Annotated in this window: 27 protein-coding genes; 19 read left to right on the forward strand and 8 right to left on the reverse strand. The window is 37.7% G+C overall.

All coding sequences use genetic code 11. The features are described from left to right. Window positions 1–47 precede the first annotated feature (47 nt). A complete protein-coding gene (locus tag ABH966_RS14630) occupies window positions 48–965 on the reverse strand; it encodes an EamA family transporter (protein WP_370079562.1) in 918 nt (305 codons plus the stop codon). 18 nt (window positions 966–983) lie between these two features. Then, complete coding sequence (locus tag ABH966_RS14635) at window positions 984–1,547, reverse strand: GNAT family N-acetyltransferase (protein ID WP_370079564.1); 564 nt, start codon at window positions 1,545–1,547, stop codon at window positions 984–986. A 167-nt stretch (window positions 1,548–1,714) separates the two neighbouring features. Here ABH966_RS14635 and ABH966_RS14640 point away from each other — a divergent pair, with 167 nt between their 5' ends. The 7 genes from ABH966_RS14640 (at window position 1,715) to ABH966_RS14670 (ending at window position 8,364) form a co-directional block, all read left to right on the forward strand. After that, window positions 1,715–2,662, forward strand: a complete 948-nt coding sequence (locus ABH966_RS14640; protein ID WP_370079566.1) for a carbohydrate kinase family protein — start codon at window positions 1,715–1,717, stop codon at window positions 2,660–2,662. 20 nt (window positions 2,663–2,682) lie between these two features. Then, entirely contained in the window at window positions 2,683–3,114 is a 432-nt protein-coding gene (locus ABH966_RS14645) for a protein-tyrosine phosphatase family protein (RefSeq protein WP_370079568.1), read from the forward strand. Window positions 3,115–3,560: 446 nt separating this feature from the next. Next, window positions 3,561–5,246 carry a hypothetical protein gene (locus ABH966_RS14650; protein WP_370079570.1) on the forward strand — a complete coding sequence of 562 codons (1,686 nt, stop codon included), beginning with the start codon at window positions 3,561–3,563 and terminating at the stop codon, window positions 5,244–5,246. A gap of 249 nt (window positions 5,247–5,495) precedes the next feature. Continuing rightward, on the forward strand, window positions 5,496–5,699 hold the full coding sequence (locus tag ABH966_RS14655) for a PLDc N-terminal domain-containing protein (protein WP_370079572.1): 204 nt from the start codon (window positions 5,496–5,498) through the stop codon (window positions 5,697–5,699). Next, window positions 5,696–6,589, forward strand: a complete 894-nt coding sequence (locus ABH966_RS14660) for an ABC transporter ATP-binding protein (protein WP_370079574.1) — start codon at window positions 5,696–5,698, stop codon at window positions 6,587–6,589. Before ABH966_RS14655 ends, ABH966_RS14660 begins: the two co-directional genes overlap by 4 nt. Next, window positions 6,586–7,368 (forward strand): ABC transporter permease, encoded by a 783-nt coding sequence (locus ABH966_RS14665; protein WP_370079576.1) that lies wholly within the window; start codon window positions 6,586–6,588, stop codon window positions 7,366–7,368. Before ABH966_RS14660 ends, ABH966_RS14665 begins: the two co-directional genes overlap by 4 nt. 282 nt (window positions 7,369–7,650) lie before the next feature. Next, window positions 7,651–8,364 carry a CBS domain-containing protein gene (locus tag ABH966_RS14670; RefSeq protein WP_370079577.1) on the forward strand — a complete coding sequence of 238 codons (714 nt, stop codon included), beginning with the start codon at window positions 7,651–7,653 and terminating at the stop codon, window positions 8,362–8,364. 18 nt (window positions 8,365–8,382) lie between these two features. On the opposite strand, the gene ABH966_RS14675 is transcribed toward ABH966_RS14670, so the two are convergent. Continuing rightward, window positions 8,383–9,108, reverse strand: a complete 726-nt coding sequence (locus ABH966_RS14675; RefSeq protein ID WP_370079579.1) for a DUF421 domain-containing protein — start codon at window positions 9,106–9,108, stop codon at window positions 8,383–8,385. A gap of 118 nt (window positions 9,109–9,226) precedes the next feature. Here ABH966_RS14675 and ABH966_RS14680 point away from each other — a divergent pair, with 118 nt between their 5' ends. Then, window positions 9,227–10,432 (forward strand): MFS transporter, encoded by a 1,206-nt coding sequence (locus ABH966_RS14680; protein WP_370079581.1) that lies wholly within the window; start codon window positions 9,227–9,229, stop codon window positions 10,430–10,432. A gap of 217 nt (window positions 10,433–10,649) precedes the next feature. Here the strand turns inward: ABH966_RS14680 and ABH966_RS14685 are convergent, their stop codons facing one another. Continuing rightward, on the reverse strand, window positions 10,650–11,336 hold the full coding sequence (locus ABH966_RS14685) for a histidine kinase (RefSeq protein WP_370079583.1): 687 nt from the start codon (window positions 11,334–11,336) through the stop codon (window positions 10,650–10,652). Window positions 11,337–12,143: 807 nt separating this feature from the next. Here ABH966_RS14685 and ABH966_RS14690 point away from each other — a divergent pair. From ABH966_RS14690 to ABH966_RS14735, 10 genes are all read left to right on the forward strand, one after another. Beyond that, on the forward strand, window positions 12,144–14,558 hold the full coding sequence (locus ABH966_RS14690) for a Na+/H+ antiporter subunit A (protein ID WP_370079585.1): 2,415 nt from the start codon (window positions 12,144–12,146) through the stop codon (window positions 14,556–14,558). Next, window positions 14,545–14,967 carry a Na(+)/H(+) antiporter subunit B gene (locus ABH966_RS14695; protein ID WP_349661496.1) on the forward strand — a complete coding sequence of 141 codons (423 nt, stop codon included), beginning with the start codon at window positions 14,545–14,547 and terminating at the stop codon, window positions 14,965–14,967. Before ABH966_RS14690 ends, ABH966_RS14695 begins: the two co-directional genes overlap by 14 nt. A gap of 3 nt (window positions 14,968–14,970) precedes the next feature. Next, window positions 14,971–15,309: a Na(+)/H(+) antiporter subunit C gene (locus ABH966_RS14700; RefSeq protein WP_079562761.1), complete on the forward strand. Its 339-nt coding sequence runs from the start codon at window positions 14,971–14,973 to the stop codon at window positions 15,307–15,309. Further along, window positions 15,302–16,807, forward strand: coding sequence for a Na+/H+ antiporter subunit D (locus tag ABH966_RS14705; protein WP_370079587.1), 1,506 nt, complete (start codon window positions 15,302–15,304; stop codon window positions 16,805–16,807). Before ABH966_RS14700 ends, ABH966_RS14705 begins: the two co-directional genes overlap by 8 nt. Continuing rightward, on the forward strand, window positions 16,807–17,289 hold the full coding sequence (locus ABH966_RS14710) for a Na+/H+ antiporter subunit E (RefSeq protein ID WP_370079589.1): 483 nt from the start codon (window positions 16,807–16,809) through the stop codon (window positions 17,287–17,289). Before ABH966_RS14705 ends, ABH966_RS14710 begins: the two co-directional genes overlap by 1 nt. After that, window positions 17,289–17,573, forward strand: a complete 285-nt coding sequence (locus tag ABH966_RS14715) for a Na(+)/H(+) antiporter subunit F1 (RefSeq protein ID WP_079562764.1) — start codon at window positions 17,289–17,291, stop codon at window positions 17,571–17,573. Before ABH966_RS14710 ends, ABH966_RS14715 begins: the two co-directional genes overlap by 1 nt. Continuing rightward, window positions 17,551–17,910: a Na+/H+ antiporter subunit G gene (locus ABH966_RS14720; RefSeq protein WP_079562765.1), complete on the forward strand. Its 360-nt coding sequence runs from the start codon at window positions 17,551–17,553 to the stop codon at window positions 17,908–17,910. The genes ABH966_RS14715 and ABH966_RS14720 overlap by 23 nt, the downstream gene beginning before the upstream one ends. Window positions 17,911–18,336: 426 nt before the next feature. Beyond that, window positions 18,337–19,134, forward strand: a complete 798-nt coding sequence (locus tag ABH966_RS14725) for a transporter substrate-binding domain-containing protein (RefSeq protein ID WP_370079592.1) — start codon at window positions 18,337–18,339, stop codon at window positions 19,132–19,134. A gap of 83 nt (window positions 19,135–19,217) precedes the next feature. Continuing rightward, entirely contained in the window at window positions 19,218–19,877 is a 660-nt protein-coding gene (locus ABH966_RS14730) for an amino acid ABC transporter permease (protein ID WP_370079594.1), read from the forward strand. Beyond that, complete coding sequence (locus tag ABH966_RS14735) at window positions 19,870–20,592, forward strand: amino acid ABC transporter ATP-binding protein (RefSeq protein WP_370079596.1); 723 nt, start codon at window positions 19,870–19,872, stop codon at window positions 20,590–20,592. Before ABH966_RS14730 ends, ABH966_RS14735 begins: the two co-directional genes overlap by 8 nt. A 197-nt stretch (window positions 20,593–20,789) precedes the next feature. Here the strand turns inward: ABH966_RS14735 and ABH966_RS14740 are convergent, their stop codons facing one another. Beyond that, window positions 20,790–21,188 (reverse strand): hypothetical protein, encoded by a 399-nt coding sequence (locus ABH966_RS14740; RefSeq protein WP_370079598.1) that lies wholly within the window; start codon window positions 21,186–21,188, stop codon window positions 20,790–20,792. A 236-nt stretch (window positions 21,189–21,424) separates the two neighbouring features. On the opposite strand from ABH966_RS14740, the gene ABH966_RS14745 reads away from it, so the two are divergent. Continuing rightward, a complete protein-coding gene (locus tag ABH966_RS14745) occupies window positions 21,425–22,240 on the forward strand; it encodes a metallophosphoesterase (protein ID WP_370079600.1) in 816 nt (271 codons plus the stop codon). A 14-nt stretch (window positions 22,241–22,254) separates the two neighbouring features. On the opposite strand, the gene tatC is transcribed toward ABH966_RS14745, so the two are convergent. From tatC to ABH966_RS14760, 3 genes are all read right to left on the reverse strand, one after another. Beyond that, window positions 22,255–23,100 (reverse strand): twin-arginine translocase subunit TatC, encoded by an 846-nt coding sequence (gene tatC / locus ABH966_RS14750; protein ID WP_370079602.1) that lies wholly within the window; start codon window positions 23,098–23,100, stop codon window positions 22,255–22,257. An 11-nt stretch (window positions 23,101–23,111) separates the two neighbouring features. After that, on the reverse strand, window positions 23,112–23,315 hold the full coding sequence (gene tatA, locus ABH966_RS14755) for a twin-arginine translocase TatA/TatE family subunit (protein ID WP_370079604.1): 204 nt from the start codon (window positions 23,313–23,315) through the stop codon (window positions 23,112–23,114). Between the two features lie 196 nt (window positions 23,316–23,511). After that, window positions 23,512–25,224 (reverse strand): GMC family oxidoreductase, encoded by a 1,713-nt coding sequence (locus tag ABH966_RS14760; RefSeq protein WP_370079606.1) that lies wholly within the window; start codon window positions 25,222–25,224, stop codon window positions 23,512–23,514. Between the last annotated feature and the right edge of the window lie 4 nt (window positions 25,225–25,228).

Raw genomic sequence — 25,228 nt, forward strand, 5'->3', positions numbered from 1 at the left:
GGAGATGTATCAAAAAAATGATACATCTCCCTTTCTAATCAAAGTATTTACTTACTAATAGGCTCTAAAGATTTTTGCTTTTGTCGTCGTTGCGAAAGTATTGTCGGTAACATCATACCTAAAATAACTAAAATAATACCCGCTATTTGTAAAGAAGTTAATGGTTCATGGAGAACAATAACTGAAACGGTTACAGCAACAGGCAACTCCATAGCACTTAAAATAGAGGCAAGAGCTCCTCCCACTTTCGGAACAGCTATAGAGAATAAATAAATTGGCAAAATAATACCGAAGAGTCCCAGTGCTAGTCCGAATTTCCATAACCCCCCGGCAAATAATTTACCGTTCCAAAGTACTTCAGGGTTTAGGAAAATACTAATCATGATCAGAGCGACAAAGGAAACAATCAACACTCGTGATGTAGTTGTAATACCTTCCACGTGACGAGAGTTAAATTGGATAAAGCAAGCAAAAGTAAAGGCAGCAGCAAAACCTAGTAGCCAGCCTTGAATAGCAATACCGCTTAAATCTACATTTAGTACACCAGCAGCTAAAATAGTTCCGGCAAATAATACAATGATGGAAATCACTTCAGCCCGACTTGGTAAGCGTTTATGAAGTGCGCAATCTATTAATAAGCCGATCCATGTGAATTGGAAGAGCATTACTACTGCAAGAGAGGCTGGTAGATACTTTAATGATTCGCCGTATATAATTCCTGTAGTTCCGGTAAATATCCCGGCGCACACCAAAATAAGCAGTCCCTTTTTAGAAAGCTTCGGTAATTGTCTTTGTGTCACTATAAAAATAGTTGCAACAAGCATAAAGCCAATAATATATTGACTTGATACTGCCTCTCCTGTTGTAAAGCCATGCTGCATAGCTACTTTGACAATTGTCGATAGTACACCGTAGCTACTAGAAGCAATGACAATTAAAAGAGGATAAAATAAATTTTTCTTCATGTTTTTTTGTTTCACTTCCTAAAATTGCTTTACCATATGATGAAATGGCTCATCAATTATGGACCATGGCTCTGTAATGACAAAGCCCATGCGTTCATAAAGGCGACGAGCGTCTTCTTTTTCCGTTTCAACATTTAATGATAATTTTGTATAGCCTCGTTTTTGTGTTTCCTCTATGGAAAATTGTAGTAATGATGTTCCTATCCCTTTACCACGAGCTTCTGGTGCTACACAAATAGTATCAATATAATATTCATCTTCATGAGCTTCTTTATCGATGATGATGGATGGCGCATTTTTTTCTTCAAGCCATTTTACGAGATTTGCATCCATATGAATGGCTTCGACACCATTATAGTAAACAAGAGTTCCTAATACTTGCTCATTCTCAATAGCAACAAAAGTATTTAAATAGGAATGTCGATTGTCCTCACGCTTGAATAGTACAGTAAGTTCTTGTTCAACGGCTTTCGCTGTTTGTTCACCTGTTAAACGGTTGGCAATATCACCAATCGCATCAATAATTAATGGTACAACGGCATGGGCATCCTGTGGTTGCGCTTGTCGAATTGTAATACTCATTGTCAAAATCCCCACCTTTCTATAGGCAAGTATAACAAAGATAGAGCATGACTCAAGTTTTTGAGTAAATGGTGATATTCTGATACTATTTTTCCGAAAGTTTAAAACTTTATACGATATCAGATTTCGTGTTAATCTATAATGACTAGAGTTTCGGGAGGACAACAATGACAAAGGAAGATAAGGATTATATTTTAGTTTATGGAGATGCTTTTATTGACTATATCGCAGATGATGTAACAAACACATCATTTACTAAATATATGGGTGGCGCAACGGTAAATGTTGCTGCGGGAATTAGTCGTATCGGGGCTCCATCGTCATTGATTACGATCACAGGAGATGACGAAGGTTCTCAGTTTGTTCGAGATGGCCTTGCACAAGAAGGGGTAAGCCTAGATTATGCAGTATTTAACCCTACGAAGCGTGTTAGCGGTGTCTATGTACATTTAACAGAAGCATGTGAGCGAATTTTTAAAGATTATGTCGATGAGACGCCAGATTTACAAGTAGAAGCAACACACTTAAATGAAGCAGCATTTAAACATGCATCTGCTCTAACTGTGTGCTCAGGTACAATGTTCCATCCTACAGCCCTTGATACAACACGCGCTGCTGTAGAGATGGCAAAGGAAAAAGGGGCAATTATCGCAATGGATGCGAATATTCGTCCTCTACGCTGGAGCAGTGAGCAGGTTTGCCGCGAAACGATCACGTCATTTTTTGAGCACGTAGATATTTTAAAGGTAACTGATGAAGAATTATTTTTCCTGACAGAAACAACTAGCTTGGAAGAGGGAATTGAGCAATTAAACAGTTATTTAGTGCCTATTATTTTAGTAACAGTAGGGGAAAATGGCACATATGCGGTATTAAATGGTGAGGTTATCCATGTACCGACAGAAAAGGTTGTGCCAGTAGATACTACAGGTGCCGGAGATGCATTTATGGCTGGTGTATTACGCGATGTTCATTATAATGGTTTACCTACAACGGAAGAGGAACTTGTTCGTTGTGTAAGCTTTGGTAATAAGCTTGGTGCTTTAGCAGCTACTAAAGCAGGGGCATTAACGGCTCTTCCATTTTATGATGATATTAAGCATTTACTTAAATAGTCGTTTGGAGCGTGCATACAATGGAGAAAAATTACGATGTATTAGTGAAGGATCGATTATTCTTTGGCGGTGCGAAAGATGCAGATTTAGCTTTTGAACAAGAAACGGTTGATATCGTCATTGATGTTCGAGTAAATGGCTTATCTAATGAGGAGCAAGAAGCGGCTTCATATGCGTACAAGCATATGCCAATTGCTGATGAGGACATAGAAGTAGCGCCATCTATTCAAAAAGTTGCGAAAGAAATTGTTTCTGCCTATGAGAATGGGCAGAAAGTGTACTTCCATTGCGGAAGCGGGGGAGGTCGCGCTGGAGTGGCTGCCACTGCTGTATTAATGGAGCTTGGCATGGCCAATTCTCTAGAGGAAGCGGAAGTGGCCGTAAAGAACGCCCGCCCACAAGTAACAATTCGTCCAAAAATGGCAGATGCGTTGCAGAAGCTATACAAATAAATGAGAAGATGTACCAAAAGGTTATTTCAACTTTGGTACATCTTCTTTTTTAGTTAGTGAATTATACATTTTTGCGCTTTGAATAGTGGATGTCGATAAAAAATCAATTATGCCTCGGCATAATTGCGTCCGGAATCGCCTTTGTGCTCGCACAAAGAACTCCTTTCTGATTCCGTGACATCTGCCGCAGGCTTTAACTTCTTTCAGCGGACGTTTGGACACCCGCTGAAAGAAGTTAAAAGTTGGGTGATAAAACGTGAAAGTTCATCGATAAAACTAAAAAGTTGGGCGATAATTCCTGAAAGTGTTCCGATAAAACTAAAAAGTTGGATATACAACCCCACGTTATGGTGATCAGCACAAAAAATAATAAATTGGTTTATTTTTGGAAATATTTTTCACTTTAATGTTTGTAAGTTGAAAATACAAATTTAGGAGTGAATCAATTGACTACATTTACACCCTTACAAGAGGCTCAAGCCTTTACAGAAGCTTTTCTATTGTCTAACGAGCAGGAATCTTTAAACCATCCTTATAAGAAGGATAAAGGTCGATATCCACGAGTGCGGAAATTTTTCCAAAATCATTTATTAAATGGTACAGGTGATGCTTCCACATATCAACAAGGTGTTGGGCAATTAATGATGTTCTGCGCCCAGTTCGCTCAACAAAAGGCATTGGTTGGAGAGCGTGATGCAGTTTACAAGGAAATGGTTAATACGGTTATTCCTAAGCTTTTGGAAAGAACATATAATTTCCCGTCAATCAATCCATTAGCAGGCTTTCTTTATCTTGGTGTAGCAATGCTTAAGAAGTTGGATGAATCTCAAAGTGATGTATCACTTTTTAATGTAGATGAGTTGTTAGTGCGATACCGAGACTATTTTGCTAATGAAGTATTAAGTTCTATAGAATACCATGCTTTAATGTATCATCGGACTCCGTCTGCTTGGACATACAATGATTCAGAAAAAGCGTACCGTTTTGCTACTGGACCATATTCGGGTCAAATAGGATATTGGATAACTACCGCAGATTTATCCACCGATCCTCAAAAAAAATACTTAGAGATGCCAACAGTTCTTGACAGCTCAGGACAAGTTTCTTTTGCTGCTATTCAACCAGGAACAAGTGGTAGAGATTATATAGATCACCATTCCTATTTCAACACTAAAAACCAGCGATTTATTCTTAACGAATCGCTAAATACAATTGCTTTATGGATGGCGGCACATGTTTATGATGTAAAAGTGAATAAGACTGGAGCTTCATTAAATCCTGCCTATAACTTGAAAAATGCTATCAGAGATGTTCTTAGCTATACCCATTGGGGTTCAAATACGTCAGTTGCTAATGATTCTAAAGGGTGTTTTCAACAAGAGCCTTTTAACGATGCATTAACTGCTAAAAGAGTTCTTCCGGTTCATGGATATTCCGAAGTAAACTTAACGAATAATATGCTGCGATCTCGATTTGATTCTCCAGCATATAATACATTTGCAATGACATTCTTACAAATCTTTGCAAGCTTGATTGAAAATCCAACAGTTTCATCATGGTACAATCTTGTTCCAAATTCTGATTCGGATTCTGGAATTATGGTCGCTCAGATGATTAATACCTACCAAGATATTTTTACAAACTATTCAACTATCAAAAACACTTTAATTAATAATTTGTTTAGCAAAGCTAAATATTGGGGTATGTACATTCCGGAAAATGCTATGTTAGGTTCATCCGAGTTGATTAAAAATCCGTGGCAAATACCTAATAAGGGCGAGGGGATCAATCAAGCCATGGTCGGGTTGTTCAATGTTTATCCTGGATTCACAGGTCAAGGATTTGCAAGTATAAATAATAAAATCGGGGAAGCAGTTAAACTCCAACTTGAAGTTGGTCGAGCATTACATGGTCAAAGTACCTTCCCATCACACGGTCGTTCAGGTCTTTGGGATTTAGCTCGCTTAGATATATTAGCTGATGCTTCAAATACAGGTGGGACTGTTAGCTCGGCTACAGACCTAACAACTACTGATAAAGAATCTCCAAACTGTGCTGGAGCACGTCGCACATTCTACGCTTTAGCTATGGCGTTAGCAGTCGATGGTCCTAACGGTTTTGATTCGAATTAATGTATACCCAATTTAGGTGGAAGAAACATATGGATGATATTTGTTAAATTGATCAGAGTGAAGGCTGAGTGACTCCTTGGGAATCAGGATCATTGATGAGATCTTGTAGCGCAAGCGATGCGGCTCATCGGACGCCCCGGGAAAGTGCTCAGCCGGAATGTTTGTAACTGCAGATACATAAATTTGTGCTATACATATTAGAACAGATTTTGTTATAGTGATAATATAACAAAGATGAGGTGAATCTGTATGATGGAGGAGTTAGCGAAAGTTCCATGGGCAGTCATAGCACCACTAATAGTGGTTCAATTTATTTTAATGATTGTAGCTTTAGTTGATTTACGTAAAGTCCATGCAACAAATGGGCCTAAAATTTTATGGGTGTTTCTTATTGTTTTTACTAGTTATATTGGATCGATTGCATACTTTATAGTTGGGAGAAAGCAATCATGACGATATTATTTCAGGTAACAGGACTTACAAAGCAATTTGCAGAGAGAGTAGTTGTGGATGGAATCGAGTTCACACTAGAAAAAAACACATCGACAGCTTTAATTGGGCCTAATGGCGCTGGTAAAACTACGACATTATCGATGCTAACAGGTTTATTAAAACCAACCTCCGGAAGTGTAAAAATGCTGGATGGTGATGTAAGAGCTAATATTGGTTTCTTGCCACAATATCCGCAATTCCATCCTTGGTTAAGTGCGTTAGAGTTTACTGAAATGGCGGCAAAGTTAAATGGTGTGCCAGCAAAAAAAGCAAAAGCAGAAGCACAAAAAACACTTGAGTTTGTAGGTCTAGGTAATGATTTAAATAAGAAAATTTCCACGTTTTCTGGTGGCATGAAGCAACGGCTTGGAATTTCCCAGGCAATTGTTCATAAGCCTAAATTACTGTTATTGGATGAACCTGTGTCTGCATTGGATCCAGTAGGTCGTAGGGAAGTTCTTGATTTATTGAAGGGCTTACAGCAAGAAACAACTATTTTATATTCAACACATATTTTAAATGATGCCGAAGAGATGACAGATCAATTATTATTTTTACGTGATGGAAAGCTAGTAGAACAGGGGACATTACGTGAAGTTCGACAACGTTTCGATGAACCAAATTATGTTGTAGAATTTAGCACTGAAAATGAGGCGCAACTTTTTGCCAGTCAATCTGAACTTAGAGGAGAGATAAAGGGCAATCATGTATATATAGAAATTATTGATGAGCAACCGAGTATGCAGGATCTGCTTCAACATTTGAGTAGATATCCTTATAAAATACGAAAAGTGGAGCGACAAACAGCATCACTTGAAGAGATTTTCATGAAGGTGGCGAGAAAAATATGAGAGGATTTACTGTACTTCTGCAAAAGGAATTCAGAGAAGCTTGGCGAAGCTGGAAGTTTTTATGGATACCTCTTGTATTTGCTTTGCTCGGCATGAGCGATCCACTAACAAACTATTATATGATGGATATTTTAAATGCTGTTGGTAACGTACCAGAAGGCTTTGAAATGTTGATGCCTGAATTAATGCCGGTTGACCTAATACAAGCCTCCATTGGACAGTTTCAAACGATAGGTTTACTCGTATTAATGGCTACTTTCGTAGGAGCCATTAGTAAAGAAAGAACAAGTGGAATGGCTACTTTATTGTATGTCCGTCCTATATCGTTCAGCGCTTATTTTATGAGCAAATTTATCGTCATGAGTACTGTTGGCCTTGTTAGTATTTTAGCTGGTTTCGCTGCGAGCATATACTATACGGTCGTGCTTTATGGAACATTAGAGATAGGGCCACTCGTGGCAAGTTTTTTCACGTATTTTTCTTGGCTACTCTTAGTGATAGCGGTGACATTAATGATGAGTGCTGCCTTTAAAACAGTGGTAGCAACAACATGTGCATTCGCTGTCATATTTATTGGGCAAATATTAGATTCTTTAGTGGGAGCATTTTGGACAATATCACCGTGGAAATTACCGGTATATGGCGTTCAATTAATGAGAGGCACAATGGAGATGTCGGATTATTGGTGGAGTCTATCTCTAACATTAGTTATCTCAATAATTTGTGTGAGTATAGGAATTTTGACAATGAAGAAAAATGCATCGATGACGAAAATTTAAAGGAAATATACCTTGCTAATAGAAAACTATAGGGTACTTAGCTACATGGTTAAAGTAAGAATTTCATGTCTGTTGAAGTGCTATTCCGTTACACATAAGTAACTTTATTTTAATGGTTTAATCATATTTAAGAGCATCAACCTGGTAAATTCCTACCGAGTTGATGCTTTTTTATCTAAGAACTGTTCTTGGAATATCCATAACTTAGGAATATAATGTAGCTATAACCCGCGATTTGTCGAACAACTCGGAAAATACATATATAAATATAAGTAGGAGGATGTGGATAAATTGGCTACAGAAAATTCCGATCGCTTTCTTACGGCGTTTAATCGGATAGATCATAGGTTAAGAGATATTGTTGGTGCAAAGGACTTTATGCCCTTTTATCGTCTTATCGATCAAGCTAAGAAGAAGGATGTACTAGTTCGTAAATACGAAGACGACTTGCGCTCTTATGCAGATTTACGAAATGCCATTGTTCATCATCGCACGTCGTTAGAATTTGTCATTGCTGAACCACATATAGACGTGGTGGAAAGAATTGAATATATAGATGCAACACTTGCTAAGCCAACACTAGTTGGTCAAATGTTTCATAAAAAAGTACTAGTTTTTCAGGAAAGGGATTCACTGAAACATGCGTTAAAAGTTATACGTCATCGTAAATTTACACAGTTCCCTGTATATCATAAAGATCAATTTAAAGGGCTTGTGACGACAGTAGGAATTACAAACTGGTTAGCTACGATGATGGGAGGCGATCAAATACCTAAGAAGATTCCGACCTTACATGATATATTAATGCATGAAAAGAATAGAGTGAATTATAAATTTGTAAGTAGATACATAAACATTTACGAAGCTGAAGATATTTTTAAACAAGGCGTAGAGCGGGGACGCCGCTTTGAAGCTTTATTAATAACGGAGCATGGGAAACCCCATCAAAAACTAATCGGCATTGTTACACCATTAGATATTGTAAAAATAGATTAAGCAAGACGAGACAAGCTGTTAAGAGCTTGATCGTCTTGCTTTATCCTTTAAGCTTACATATAAGGAACCGTTTCCTTGAACTTGAGCAAAATAAACATCTTCTACGGATTGGACGTTTTGCTTTTTCAGCTTTTTCATAAGCCAATCTTCAGTTAATTGGAGTTCAACTAAGTTTTCATAAATAACTTTCCCATCTGAAGCTACTTCTGTTGGTATATAGGTTGGTGGTGTGACATCGGCCTTTACATCTTGTTTTGTAGCTGGTTGTTCAGCAGGCCTTGGTAGTACACTTAGTTTACCCGTAGTTTCAAGTAACGCATATTGTACATCTTGTACAGAGAATACGGCTTGTTCCCTTAGCATCATCGCTAATTCATCCATATGCAAACGATTCTTCTTTAAGGCAGACTCTAAAATAATTCCATTTTGAATAAGGATTGTTGGCTTGTCATCAACAATTACACGAGCTTTTTTAGATTTAATGGTAATGATGGTCATTAAATATGTTAAAACGCTCCACCAAATGAGGGCAATGAGTCCATCTAAAAAGGGTGTCTCAGCCTGTGCTGCTATTTCTGATGCAATGGAACCAAATGTGATACCTGTTGTATAGTGGAAGAATGTAAGTTGTCCAAGCTGTTTTTTTCCTAGTAGTCGGGTTACGATGAGTAACGCAAAGAAGGAAAGTGTGGACCTAAGTATCATTTCCCAAAAATCAGCTTTAAAAAATTCGTCTATATTCATACATAAATCAACTCCCTTAAAACTGCTATTTCAATGAATAGCTTGTGCAAAAAGGTTAATAGTATGCGACGATCTCTTATAAATGGAGATTGAATAAAATTGGAAAGTAGGTGGCGACATGAATAAGAAAATAGAAAATTTAAATAATCCAGTTTATCCGATTATGATTGCAATAGCTGTTGCCCATCTTATCAATGATACGATGCAAGCAGTTATTCCAGCGATGTTCCCGATATTGAAGAGTGATTTAGGGCTAACTTTCACACAAATAGGTCTTATTTCGTTCGCATTAAATATGTTTGCTTCTGCATTACAGCCAATTGTTGGTTTTGCTAGCGATAAAAAGCCGATGCCTTACGCACTACCGATTGGTATGGCAAGCTCATTCATAGGCATTGCTATTATAGCGTTCACATCACAATATTGGATAATTATTATTGCAGTATTATTTTTAGGGTTTGGCTCAGCTATTTTCCATCCTGAGGGTTCACGTGTTTCATTTATGGCAGCAGGCTCAAAAAGAGGACTTGCTCAATCGATTTATCAAGTTGGAGGTAATTCGGGACAAGCGCTCGCACCACTAATTAGTGCTTATATTTTTGCTATTTTTGGACAACATGGTGCCGCAATTGTCTTAGTAGTGGCAGCAATTGGTATTCTGCTATTAAGTAAAATTGCAAAGTGGTATAAAAAGCAGTTGGAGCAAGAACGTATAGCAAAGAAAAAGCGAGTATTAGTTTCTAATTTGCCCCCATTAACAAAGAAACAAGTAGGCATTGCGTTGACGTTACTATTTACTATTATTTTTGCGAGATCATTTTATACAACTAATATTACAAGTTTTTATGTATTTTATTTAATGGATCATTATGGTGTTAGTCTTCGCCTTGGACAAATTTTAATTTTCACCTTTATGGCCTTTGGCGTCGTGGGCACATTTTTCGGAGGTTCATTATCAGATCGAATTGGTAGAAAAAACGTTATTATACTGTCTGTTGTTGTACCGATGCCATTTTGTTTAGCATTGCCTTATGTACCGTTATGGGCAGCAATGATATTTTTAGTGATTATCGGTACACTTATTATGATTAGCTTCTCGGTAACAGTTGTCTATGCACAGGAGCTTGTCCCGACAAAAATTGGTACAATGGCTGGTTTAACAACTGGTTTTGCTTTCGGAATGGGTGCAATCGGTGCGATGGTCATTGGTGTATTAATGGATCATAGGGGTATTGATTTTACGATGATGGTTGTATCTTTGCTACCATTATTATTACTAGTAGCATTTTTCTTACCTAAAGATAAACCGGCTTCAGCGGTGTAACGGTCAGGTAAGAGTGAAAGATAAAAATGCTACTCCTAATTGCATAAAGCTGTATGGTGATTTTTGAGAGGAGCATCGAAAACAGTCTATTTTCCTCCAAGCCCGCGGAAAGCGCCAACTCGGAGTGAAAATCAACTTTTGATTAATGCTACACTTTAATTTATATTCATTATTTTATAGATAAGCTAAAACGCGTTCTCAAGGGAACGCGTTTTTATTATTGACTTAATGGTGATAAAAATTCAGATGGAAGTTTTTCCTTATCTAGTATATAGCCCTCTGATATGTGAACTTCATGCATTTTATCATTGTAAGTGAATTTAAAAATACCATTATCAAAGTCAGTACCAATCTCTTTGAAGAATATACCTTCAATGGATACATATTTAGGACATGTAAATGCTACTTTAAAGTCTTCATGATCTTGGATTAAATAAGCACGCACACCTTTTTCATATGTATCGTTCGCATCATCGTCAGTTGGACGTTGGACAGCTACGATATGAAAATCAACAAAAGGAACCTCTTTTAATAAAACGTTTAGGAAGGAACCCTTTGTAATCTCTTCCCAGCGACTTTGTGCACTTTGACCTACGATAATTTGAGAAATCCCATAATTTTTTGCCACTTCTGCAATAACTTTTTGTATGGGACGCTTTTCATTATCTTGTAATATGAACTCTTCAATTTCAAGCTCATCAGATAACTTTTTCCATTGCTCAATGTAGCTAGATTTCTCTGCATCAAATGCATCAAGGGGTTGCGAATCGACCGAAAGAATATAGAGCGGACAATCTAACATTGTAGCCATTTTATGACCACGTCGTATTAATCGCTCACCATTAAGCCCATAGTAGACACAAACTAATATACTTTCGTCTAAACGCCCTTTTACATGCTTCATAAAAATTAACACCTCTTAATCTTGTCGTTATTTTGTCATTTCTACAGTCGGTTTTGAGAAAATTAGTCTAAAACAGCAAAAATCGATACTGATACAGTGCATTATGCTCATTTATATTGTATACTAAAAAGCGTATAAAAGTTAATGATAATATATTGAGAAAACCTTGTGGAAACAGGGATATCTCTATTCTTTACAGTTATTTGAATTATGCATTTCGTGCATTTGAACCAATTGCTTCTATATGCCACACTATTATGCAGTTAGATAAATAGTTAGTCAAGTGACTTGGTACGCCATAGTGACATGGATAGTGTGTACATATAATCTTTCCAAAAGTCATGCCATTTTCTAAAACACTCTAAGGCAATACGCTATTGGCTATTCAGGCTTCTCAGTAAATAAAGCTCATAGCCTGAAAAAATCCCCTGGTTTTATGCAGTGTAATCACCAAAATCCTGCATAAAATATGTGCTGAATGTTGAATGAACTAGATCTTTTCATTAAATCATTGATGACACTTCAACACATACCACTTACTTTCCAATTCAAGGAGTACACACTTTATTACATGAATCAAATTTCAAGAGAATTTCTAATATGTTAGTTAGCTTTATTCATCTTCAGTGAGTTTTTCAAATGATCTCCAGCAATTGTTATAGATTTTTGTGTGTGAAGCACAGTATAAAACAGTAGTAACTTCAGTAGATTTGGGAATACTTTATTATCGGTTGTTTTCTCATATCCACAGCTTTTCGCACCATATCAAACAGTTGCTGAACGAAATTGTTAGTAGGAGGTTTTCACTTGGTTACAGTTCTCTTTGCGATTCTTTTACCAATTGTCTGTGCTGCACTTATTCCACTACTTTATAGGCGACTAAGGCGTGTTGCACATCTTGGCTGGTTTGTTTTATCCGTTCCATTCATTTTGTTTCTTTTACTCGCGCGCTACATTCCTCAAATTGCCGAGGGTAAAACGTTTATTCATACATATGAGTGGATTCCCTCTTTTAATATAAATTTCACAACTTATCTCGACGGACTCAGTATGATTTTTGGCTTGCTGATTACGGGTGTAGGTAGTTTAGTCATTTTATATTCTATTTTTTATTTATCAGCGAAAGAATCTCTTCACCATTTTTACTGCTATTTATTACTATTCATGGGCGCTATGCTTGGCGTCGTCTTTTCAGATAATTTAATGGTTTTATACACATTTTGGGAGTTAACAAGTGTGTCATCTTTCCTGTTAATTGCATTTTGGCATCATCGAAAAGCATCTCGTGCTGGTGCAAGGAAAGCTATGACAATTACCGTTTTTGGTGGCCTTTCAATGTTAGCAGGCTTTTTGATGCTCTATGTAGCTTCGGATACATTTAGTATCCGTGAAATCGTAGCTAATGTAGGCGTTATACGAGATCATACACTGTTTATCCCAGCGTTAATCCTTATTCTAATCGGTGCATTTACAAAATCTGCGCAGTTTCCTTTCCATATTTGGTTACCAGATGCAATGGAGGCGCCAACACCTGTTAGTGCTTACTTACACTCAGCAACAATGGTAAAGGCCGGTATATATTTAGTCGCACGTTTTTCTCCAGTATTTGGGGGAGAGGCTGTTTGGTTCTGGCTAGTAAGTGTTATTGGCCTTATAACGATGTTCTGGGGTTCATTTAATGCCGTGCGTCAAACCGATTTAAAGGCATTGCTGGCCTTTTCAACGATTAGTCAGCTTGGATTGATTATGAGTTTATTTGGGCTAGGATCAGTAGGCCATTATTACGGTTATGCTGCAGATACTGTTCTTTATACGCAGGCAAGCTTTGCGGCATTGTTCCATCTTATTAATCACTCCACGTTTAAAGGTGCGCTATTCATGATGGTCGGTATTGTCGATCATGAGGCAGGCACACGTGATATTCGCCGTCTTGGGGGATTAATGGCCATAATGCCGGTAACTTTTACAATTGCAGTCATTGGCGGATTTTCTATGGCCGGTTTACCTCCATTTAATGGCTTCTTAAGTAAAGAAATGTTTTTCACAGCGGTACTAGCGATTCGCAATGTAGAGGCATTTTCAATTGCTGATTTAGGACTGCTCTTTCCAATAATGGCATGGATAGCAAGTATCTTTACATTTGTTTACTGTATGATTTTGATCAGTCGAACGTTTTTCGGAAAATTACAGCTAGATAAGTTGGATAAAAAACCGCATGAAGCTCCGTTAGGTATGCTATTTTCGCCAATCATTCTGTGCGTCTTTGTAGTTGGGATTTTCTTCTTCCCAAACGTGCTAGGGCATTATATTTTAGAGCCTGCTATGGCAAGTATTTATCCAACATTCCCAACAACTAGTGAATTAACACCACATATTCATGCTTGGCATGGCATTAATACAGAATTGTTAATGACTTTTGGTGTCATTATTATGGGGATCATCTTATTTAAAACGTTAAAAAGCTGGAAGCCTTTGTATCGGATATTCCCGCAAAGATATACGTTTAATACGTATTACAATCGTATGATTGAGTTTAGTGAAAATAGTTCTGCGAAGCTTACTAATCGTTATATGACAGGTAATTTAACGCATTATTTTGTCTATATCTATGTATTTTTTGTTGCGCTAATTGCAGGATATTTTATTTGGTCTGATGCTATTGCATTTAATTTTGCGAAAGATTCCACAATTGAGACTTATGAGCTCATTTTAGTGTTTGTGATGATGTTCGCTGCAGTGTGGATGATTTTTGCTAAAGGCCGCGTAACAGCCATGTTGTTGAATGGCGTACTTGGCTATTCAATCGCATTTTTCTTTGTAATTTTCCGTGCTCCTGATTTAGCATTAACCCAATTAGTCGTTGAATCTGTGACAACTGCTTTATTCCTTCTATGCTTTAAATATTTACCTGATTTAATGCCTGAAGCCTCTCGCAAAAAAATGCAATGGTCTAAGGTGATTATCTCCATTTTCGTTGGCGCAACAGTTACATTAGTAGGCTTAGCAGTTGTCCATTTCGATCACTTTGAGCCAGTAGCTACTTACTTCAATGATTCCTACGAGCTGGCGGGTGGTTCAAATATCGTCAACACCATATTAGGCGATTTCCGTGCATTTGATACGATGCTAGAAGTTGTCGTTCTTCTGATTGCTGGCTTAGGGGTGTATACATTAACGAAGCTAAAGCCACGAAAGGAGGAAGCGGATCATGAAAATAAATGACGTTATTTTACGTACGGTCACAAAGACAGTCGTCTTCATTATTTTAACTCTTGGTATTTATCTATTCTTTGCAGGGCATCATGCGCCGGGTGGAGGTTTTATAGGTGGTCTCGTGCTAGCCTCTGGCATTGTTCTACTGTATTTAGCGTATGACATTGAAACAGTGCATAAAGGGATGCCATTTGATTTTAAAAAAGTTGCAGCGCTTGGCGTATTACTGGCGACCGGCACAGCAATCGGCTCATTATTTTTTGATGTTCCGTTTTTAACGCAGACACATAGTTATATAAATGTACCGATCTTCGGGAAGATGGGCTTTTCTACTGTAACCATTTTCGAGGCAGGTGTGGCTTTAACGGTAGTAGGTGTTGTAGTCACAATTATTCTAAGTATAAGTGAGGATGAGTAGCCAATGGAGTCTTTAATACTAGTGTTAGTTGGTGTATTAGTAGCTGTTGCGACGTACTTAATCCTCTCGAAACAGTTATTACGTGTGATTTTAGGAACGGCGGTCTTATCACATGCGGCACATTTACTGATTTTAACGATGGGTGGACTGAAGAAGGGGAATGTACCACTTTTAGAGGAATCTGAAGGTCCTTACACAGACGCTCTGCCGCAAGCATTAATTTTAACGGCAATCGTGATTAGCTTTGCGGTGACGGCGTTCGTGCTTGTTCTCGGTTACCGAGCTTATAAAACGAACGGTTCGGCGAATTTTGATGAATTGAGAGGTACGCCGGATGAGTAATATGATTGTTTTACCATTAATTGTGCCGGTTATTACGGCCATTTTACTTGTGTTTTTACGTGACAATGTTTTTTTACAGCGAATCATTAGTTTATTGACATTAAGCTTTGTTGTCCTTATTAGTGTCATTTTATTACAAGAGATTCAGAAACAAGGTGTAATGCGTATTGATTTTAGTGGCTGGGCACCACCATTCGGCATTTTATTTGTTGCTGATTCGTTCGCAATGCTTCTTGTATTAGTGGCGAATATTGTCGCAGCCATTTGTCTGTTATATGCCATTTTTACAATCGGTAAGAACTTTGAAAAGATGTATTTTTACCCGTTTGTCCTACTTATGGTAGCGGGTGTGAATGGCTCATTTCTAACAGGGGATATTTTTAACTTGTTTGTGTGCTTTGAGGTGATGTTACTTGCTTCTTATGCGCTCATTAGTTTAGGTGGAGAGAAAGTTCAGCTGCGAGAGGCATTAAAATATGTCCTTATTAATATTGTTGCCTCTTGGATTTTCCTAGTGGCACTAGCTTTTTTATATGGAACCGTTGGAACGTTGAATATGGCACATATTTCTGTCCGCGTGATGGAGCTAGGAGCTGACCCACTGATCACGACTGTGGCTCTGATTTTCTTAATTGTCTTTAGCTTGAAGGCTGGCCTATTATTATTCTTCTGGCTTCCAGGCTCATACAGTGTACCTCCAACAGCTATAGCAGCACTTTTTGCAGCATTATTAACAAAGGTTGGAATTTATGCACTCGTCCGCACTTTTACATTACTTTTCCCAAATAATACTGAAGTGACTCATATGGTGCTAGGAATTATGGCGGGAGTAACGATTATTGCTGGATGTATGGGAGCACTAGCAGGGCGAGATGTAAGAACAATTGCCGCTTATAACGTCCTTATTGGTGTTGGCTTTATAGTAGCTGGTCTAGCGATCGGTACGGAGTCTGCCTTACAGGGCGTAACATACTATTTGATGCACGATATGGTAGCTAAGGCCATGCTGTTTTTAGCAGTTGGCATGATGATGTATGTTACCGGTGAAACGGTTATTGATAAAATGAGTGGGCTTATTCGAAATTACCCTCTATTTGGCTGGTTATTCTTTATTGTCATGTGTTCCCTTGCTGGGATACCACCATTGAGCGGCTTTTTAGGTAAGGTTTTAATTGGACAAGGAGCTATTGAAGGAGGCAATTTTGTTCTACTAGGGCTAGGGTTTTTATCTAGTTTAATTGTTTTGTATTCACTATTACGAATATTTCTCTCCTCATTCTTTGGTGAAACGATTATTAGTCTAGAGGATGAAAAGCCGTTACCAAAGCGTATGGTCTTACCATTAACATTGTTGGTAGCTTGTACAATTGCTTTAGGAATTGGAGCTGAATGGATGGCTCCGTATGTAACAGATGCAGCAAAGACGCTCTATACGCCATCGATCTATATCGATGCAGTGCTGGATGGCACAACATGGCAAGGTGAGGTGAATAAATAATGGCGATGCAATTTATCTTGAATTTATTTATCGCAACACTTTGGCTCTTGTTACAGGATGAAGTTATACCGCAGTTTTCGACATTTTTAATGGGGTTTGTCGTCGGAATAGGGATCTTATATGCGATGCACCGCTTTTACGGCACACAATTTTATTTAAGACGTGTGTTCTCAATCATTAAATTATTATGGCTCTTTAATTGGGAGCTACTATTATCGAGTTACAGCGTATTAAGACAAATTACTACGCCGAAGCTCACTATTACTCCTGGAATATTTACGTATAAAACAGCGCTTAAAGGAGATTGGGAAATAACAGCTCTTGCGTTGTTGCTCACCCTGACTCCAGGTTCAGTCGTGATGGAAGTTTCTGAAGAGGGAGATCTGTTTTATATTCATGCAATGGATATTGAACAATCGAAAGAAGCTGTCATTCGTTCAATAGGGAAATTTGAACAAGCAATCATGGAGGTGACACGTTAATGATTGATAAAATTTTACTTTTGGCTCTTGCATTATTCAGTGTATCGATTGCGTTGTCGCTGTTTCGTGTGATTCGAGGTCCTTCGTTGCCCGACCGTGCCATAGCACTTGATACAATAGGTGTTAATTTACTTTCAGCAATCGCTATCGTCTCCATTATATTGAAAACAAAGGCATATTTAGAAGCTATTTTAATATTGGGTATTTTAGCTTTTATCGGCACGATTGCGTTTACGAAATATATTGAAAGAGGTGTGATTGTTGAACGTAAATCAAATGATTGAATGGGCGGCAGTTATCCTTATATTGATTGGCTCCATTGTCAGTGTTATTAGCGCATTTGGGATGATTCGTTTACCCGACGTATACACGCGTTCACATGCTGCAACGAAAAGTTCGACATTATCGGTCTTAACATGTCTATTAGGCGCATTTATTTACTTTTGGGTGCATGATGGGTATGTTAGTGTACGTTTAATTTTAGGAATTGGCTTTGTTTTTGTTACAGCTCCTGTAGCGGGGCATTTAATATGTCGTGCAGCGTATCGCTCTCGTGTACCTTTAGCGGAAGGGTCCGGGGAGGATGAGTTGAAGGAAAAGCTTTTTGCAGATGAAAAATAAAATAAGTGGCTGACCTCCATTTTGGGAGGTCTTTTGTTGAATAAAACTGCTTAAATATATTCATTACCAAAAGTTGGAGATTGTATTGGTACGCCATGCATAAGTTGATTGTAGTGGAGGCGCGGTGACTCCTTGGGGCTCGTCGGACGCCCCAAGGAAAGGGCCCAGCCGGAACGAAAATCAACCATACGTTATAATGATGAGCTTATTTTTTCTGAGGAATCTAAGTAGATTGATTTATCAGAAAATTAAGTGTATAATGTTTTATCGGAAAATTTTTAGTTTTGCTTGATTATTATTTCAAAAGGGTATATCTTATTAGCAGATAGATTTTTTATTCTCTAAAGTGAATAAATATCCATTTGATTATTTTCAAGAACTTAGATTTTCATAGATAATAAAACATAAAAAAAGGGGATCGTGAATATGAAAAACAAAATTTTCATGCTAATGCTTGTTCTAGTAATTGGCGTATTAGCAGCATGTGGCGCAAAAGATGATAAGGCAAGCGATAAAAAATCAAATGCAAGCGAAGGCACAGAAGAAAAGCAAGTTTTAAAAGTAGGTACTTCATCTGATTATGCACCATTTGAGTATGTTGACGCTGCAAAGGGTGAAGATATTATTGGTTTTGATATTGATTTAATTAAATTAGTTGGTGACAAGATTGGTGCAGAAATGCAAGTTCAAGATATTGACTTTAATAGTCTAGTACCAGCTCTACAATCGGGTAAAGTGGATGTTGTTATTTCTGGTATGTCACCTGATAAAGAACGTGAGAAAGTTGTAGATTTCTCTGATAAATACAATCAAACAGAGCAAGTGTTTATCGTGAAAAAGGATAGTGGAATTAAAAAAGAAGCTGATTTAGTTGGTAAAAAAATCGGTGTTCAAAACGCTTCTATCCAAGAAAAATTAGGCAACAAAATTGCTAAAGAAGTAGATGCAACAGTTGAAGGACGTACACGAATTCCTGAAATTGTTCAAGACATGATGTCTAAGCGTTTAGATGCAGGGATTGTAGAAAGTGGTGTAGCAAAAGGTTACCTTGATACGAACGATAAACTAGAAGCGTTCCCAGTAAAAGAGCAACCTGAAGACTTTAAGGCAATTGCTGTTCAAAAAGGTAGCGATCTTAAAGATAAAATTAACAAAGCATTAAAAGAATTAGCTGATGAAGGTAAAATTAAAGAGCTAGAAGATAAATGGTTAAAAGTTAAATAAGCAAGTTGAACTGCGATAGCTCTATTCGAGCTATCGCTTATACTTTCATTTCTTAAAAAGAGCACAAGAAAGGAGGGGGCACTGTGAATTTAGATTTTACAGCAATCATTCCCTCTATCCCTTACATATTAAAAGGGATAGGTGTTACACTTCAAATTGCAATCGGTGCATCAATCATCGGTTTTATAGTTGGTATATTACTAGCGTTATGCAAAATTGGTAAAGTGAAAGTTTTGCGTTGGTTTGCAGATTTTTATACATCGATCTTCCGTGGCACACCGCTCGTACTACAATTAATGATTATTTACTATGCAGTGCCACAGTTATTAGATATTCAAATTGACCCAGTTCCAACGGCTATTATTGCATTTGGGTTAAACTCAGGTGCTTACATTTCTGAAATTATTCGCGCTGGTATTAATGCGGTAGATAAAGGACAGATGGAAGCGGCACAAGCACTTGGTATTCCATATGCAAAAATGATGAAGGATATTATTATCCCACAAGCAATAAAAAATATTTTACCATCTTTAGTGAATGAGTTTATTACATTAAATAAAGAAACAGCTGTTGTTACGGTTATTAGTGCACTTGATATTATGCGCCGTGCTTACATTGTAGGTGGAGCAACATATCGCTATCTTGAGCCTTTACTATTTGCAGGTATAATCTATTACATTATGACACTTGTATTAACGTTCCTTGGTAAACGAATCGAGAAAGGAATGAGAAAAAGTGATTAAAATTGAAGATTTACACAAATCATATGGAAAAAATGAAGTACTAAAAGGTATTTCAACAGAAATTAAAGAACAAGAAGTAATTGCTATTATTGGACCATCAGGATCTGGTAAATCAACATTCCTGCGCTGTTTAAATTTATTAGAAGAACCAACGAGCGGAAAGATTACAATTGCTGGCGACGTTCTAACGGACAAAGGGACGAACATTATGAAAATCCGTGAAGAAGTCGGCATGGTATTTCAGCATTTTCATCTTTTCCCTCATAAAACGGTACTTGAAAATTTAACATACGCACCGATTAATGTGAAGGGAATGGATAAGGCAGCTGCGATCAAAAAGGCTGAAGATTTACTAACGAAGGTAGGCCTATTTGAAAAGCGCAATGAATATCCAAGCCGTCTATCAGGAGGGCAGAAGCAACGTGTTGCCATTGCTCGAGCACTTGCAATGGATCCGAAAGTAATTTTATTTGATGAGCCTACTTCAGCTCTTGACCCTGAAATGGTAAAAGAGGTATTAGCTGTTATGAAAAATCTTGCTGATACTGGGATGACGATGTTAATCGTAACGCATGAGATGGGCTTTGCCCGTGAGGTAGCTGACCGTATAATATTCCTTGATGGCGGAAAGTTAATTGAGGATGCATCACCAGAAGAGTTTTTCACATCACCATCTACACAGCGTGCGAAAGATTTTTTAGAGAAAGTATTATAAACGATGAAACGCATTTAGACTTTCTGAAAGGAGTGTCTAAACGCGTTTTTTGTTTTTTGATGAGGTATTCATTTTGTTTTATCTCTTCGGGATCTCTATATCTTTCCACGGCTATGTTTGTTTATCAATTGGTAATTCTTTTGCCTGTATGACTGGTGTGTGGATATTTGCTGCTGTAGTCTCCTTATCGATCCTCTTCAAGTTTCGCTTGGTAGTATATCAAATAATTTTTTCGAATCTTCTATTGATAATTTAGTATATTTCGCATCATTCTCTACAAAAATTAATTGTTCATTTGAATATAAATAAATTAAATAGTAAGAAGACTTAACCTCTTTATTGGAATCTATAAAAGCAAAAGAAATTCTATACTTTAATAACCCAAATGATGCCTCATTTTCTTCTTTCCATTTAGCGTTATTAAGAATTTTATTTACGATTGAAACTTGGTCTTTATCTAGGATTTCTATACGTTCTTTATAATTTCCTTTTTCATCGGCTATATCCAATATAATTTTTTGGGCATTATTAGAACATCTGGTACAAAAAAAGAGGAGTACTAAAGCAAAAGATACTATAGTTGTATTTTTTAACAAATAAAGCACCACCTATTCATAATTTTTAATGAATTTTATCACTTATGACTTTTATTCTCTATTTAGAGGGACCCCTTTAAATGTAACGTTTTTGGGATACTCTTTATATGTAATCTAATGATTTTATGTGTATGTGCTTACAATTACTTTGTTTTATGCTTATAATAGGAGGGTCAGATTTTATCTTCATTCAGGATTGATTTGATGAATAAGTAGCCTAGGGTGAGCGATTGCGATTGAAAAAATTATTATATGTAGCTTTTTTTCTTGTTTTTATAGTCATTTTTTTGTACGTAAACAATCACTGGCTGGTTGTAAGCAAGTATGAATTCGAGTCAGAAAAAGTGCCTGCCAGCTTTGATGGGCTACGCATTACGCAAATATCAGATTTACAAGATGCTCTCTTCGGCGAACATCAAGAGAAACTCATAGCAAAGGTGAAGACAACAAATCCTGACCTGATTTTTATTACAGGTGATTTAGTTGATAGTAATCGCTATGAATTGGAGCGAAGCTTACAGGCTGTTAGAGGATTAGTTAAATTAGCGGATGTCTATTATGTACTAGGAAACCATGAAGTAGCGACGAATAAAGTGAATGTAATTTATGAGGAGCTATCATCGTTAGGAGTACATATATTGTCCAATGAATCGACCGTCATTGAGCGCGACGGGGAGCGCTTGGCGATTGTTGGCATAGAAGATCCGTTATCGGGTAGAACAACGAAAGAAATGCTAAAGATAGCGACAAAAAATGTTCAACCGAATGTTCTAACGATTTTACTAGCACATCGACCAGAAGTGTTTAATACGTATGTGGAATTTGGAATTGATTTAGTATTTGCAGGACATGCACATGGCGGACAGGTTCGTATTCCTGGTATTGGCGGTCTTTACGCCCGAGGACAGGGAATATTTCCGAAATATACGGCTGGTCTTTATGAAGAAGGAACAACAACGATGGCCGTTAGTCGAGGATTAGGTAATAGTTCAGTACCTATGCGAATTTTTAATCCACCAGAAATTGTTGTCATGGAATTAAAGAAAAAATAAGCACTGCGTCATTGCTACGCAGTGCTTTCTATTTGTTTACGCTCTATACGCTTAACAAGATAGATACTTATTTCATATAAAATAATCATTGGAATTAAGATGAGTAGCTGACTAATAAAATCTGGTGGGGTAATCAAAGCAGAACCAACGCCCATCCCGATATAAGACCAGCCTCGTATTTTTTTCATGGATTCAGCCGTTAATATACCAATGGACGATAAAAAGAGGGCTACGATTGGTAATTCAAAGAGTAGTCCAAGTGGTACGGTTGTCATCACTAAAAAATGCATGTATTCATTTGCGGATACCATAACATCAAAATTAGTTGCTCCTACACTTACTAAAAATGAGTAGCTGAGTGGATTAACAATAAAATAACCGAAAGCTACGCCTGATAAAAAGAGTATAAGCATGACAGGTGCATAAAGACCGAGGAAGCGGCTTTCTTCTTCTTTTAAACCTGGCTTTACGAAGCTCCACAAAAAATGAACTAAAAATGGCATAGATAGCCCGAATGCTAGTGTTGTGGAAATCGTCATATAAAATTTGACAACCTCTAATGGCCCTAAAATAATTAGTGAATGTCCTCGTGTTACATAAGGAAACCAAATATTAATGGTAGAGAATACAATAATAAAAAATAAAATAAATACGAATAGCCCTTTAATAATTTGTTTACGCAGTTCAGTAAGATGTTCAAGTAATGATGCAATTGGGAAAAGTGGTTCATCAGCTACCACATCCTGTTCAATTGTCTCTACTGGAACTTCAACAAAAGCCTCCACAGGGGTGAGAGGCTCAGCTTCTTTCTTATCAAGTGGACTTAAATATTTTCTTTTTCCTTCTTCATATGGATCCATAGGACAACCTCCTACGAAACGTCAGATTTTTTTTCTTCTTTTTTCGCTGGATCATCCTCATCATCAATAAGCCCCTTCGTGGACTTTTTAAACTCTGCAAATGTTTTACCGACTGCGCCTCCGATTTCAGGCAATTTTTTCGGACCAAACACGATTAAAACAATGACTAAAATGATGATTAACCCAGGTAATCCAATTGCTCCAAGACCTCCCATAGTCTTGCCTCCTTTTAATAAAATGTTTATTATATCAATTGTGCCGCGGCATAATTGTTGCTGTCGCTTCGCTTTCGCACAGATAAAACCGTGTTGCTGTCGCTTCGCTTTCGCACAGATAAATTGCCACAGGACGTGGTGTTCTTAGACTGAGTTCTTCTATTTCAGCGGGTGTCCAAACACCCGCTAAAAGAAGTTATACTAAGGAACCGCCTGATTTGCTATATTTCACAACACCCTCTGCACAGCGGTAGGCTAGCGCCCCTAAAGTACCTGTTGGGTTATAGCCACTATTGTGTGAGAAGTTTCCGGCACTCACAGCAAAAAGATTTTCTACATTCCAATGCTGCATGTAGTTATTCACAACGCCATCCTCTGGCTTTAAGCTCATAACTGTTCCGCCTGTATTATGGGTTGTTTGATACGGTACAATATTGTAATCAGTGATTTCAGCGTTGGGGACAACAATTTTGGCGCCCATTTCTTTCATAATGTCAGCTGCACGTGCTGAAATATATTTATGAAGTGCACGATCCTGATCCGTAAAGTTGTACGTCAACTGCATTAGAGGTAAGCCGTAAGCATCCTTATAAGTAGAATCAAGAGACAAATAATTTTCTTTATGTGGCATCGAAGCACCTTGTGCACCAATCCCGAATGAGCGTGTATAGTAATGAATAGATTGCTTTTTAAATTCTGATCCCCATGTTGGCGTATCAGGAGGTGTTGGGTTCGAGCCGATAGGGCGTGCACCTGTTTGTGTTAGAGCTATATTTCCACCGTGAATAAAATCTAAGTCACTATGGTCGAAATTATCACCATTATAGTCATCTAAACTCACACCGAGTGAACCTGCACCCATAAAGGTGTTATACTGCTCATCGAAGAAACCTGCTGCTCCAGGTAGTATTTGATAGCAATAGTTTCTTCCAAGTGTCCCTTTTCCAGTAGCCGGATCATATCGTTCTCCAATGTTAGAGACCATCAATAGTTTGGCATTATTAAAGACATAACTAGTAAGTACAACAGCGTTTGCTGGTTGAATAAATTCTTCACCAGATATCGTATCGATGTATCGGACACCAGTTACTTTATTGCCCTTCTTTAAGATTTCAACAACATTGGAATTATAGCGTAAGTCAAAATTACCTGTTTTTAATGCAGTAGGAACAACAGTAATCTCTGCAGATGATTTGGCGCCATATTCACAGCCGAAGCGCTCGCAGAAGCCGCAATATTGACAAGCGTTTATCGTTTCACCGTCAGGATTCTTATAAACTTCTGATACGTTTGCAGAAGGTACCATGTAAGGTGATAATTTTAATTTTTTTGCAGCTGTTTCAAATTGCGTAAGCATTGGTGTCATTTTCATAGGCCCAGTCGGATAAGGATTTGAACGTTTTCCGCTAAATGGATTTTTATCATCTCCGGAAATACCTGCCGTTTTTTCGAATTTATCGAAATAGGGCTCAAGTTCATCGTATGTTAATCCCCAATCCTGTAATAAATATTCAGGTCCAAGTTTATTCGCACCATAACGTTTGTCTGTTAATGTTTTAATTTGAAAATCATATGGTAAAAAGCGATACGTCATACCGTTCCAATGTGTCCCAGAGCCACCAAGCCCTTCTCCAAGTAAAAAGGAACCAAGCTGACGCATAGGCAATGCTTTCATATTGCGATTATTACGGAAGCTTACTGTTTCCTTAGAAAGGTTTTGCATTATATCGTAACGAATTGCATAACGATACTCGTCGTGGATCGTCATATAATCTTCTGTGCCGCGCTTTTGTCCGCGCTCTAAACCAACGACCTTTAAGCCTGCCTTCGAGCATTCTGCAGCGACAATGCCGCCGGTCCAACCTACCCCGACTGTTACAACGTCTACACCAGGTAATGTTTTTGCCATTTTC

This window comes from Lysinibacillus sp. RC46 (assembly GCF_041262385.1).
GTDB lineage: Bacteria > Bacillota > Bacilli > Bacillales_A > Planococcaceae > Lysinibacillus.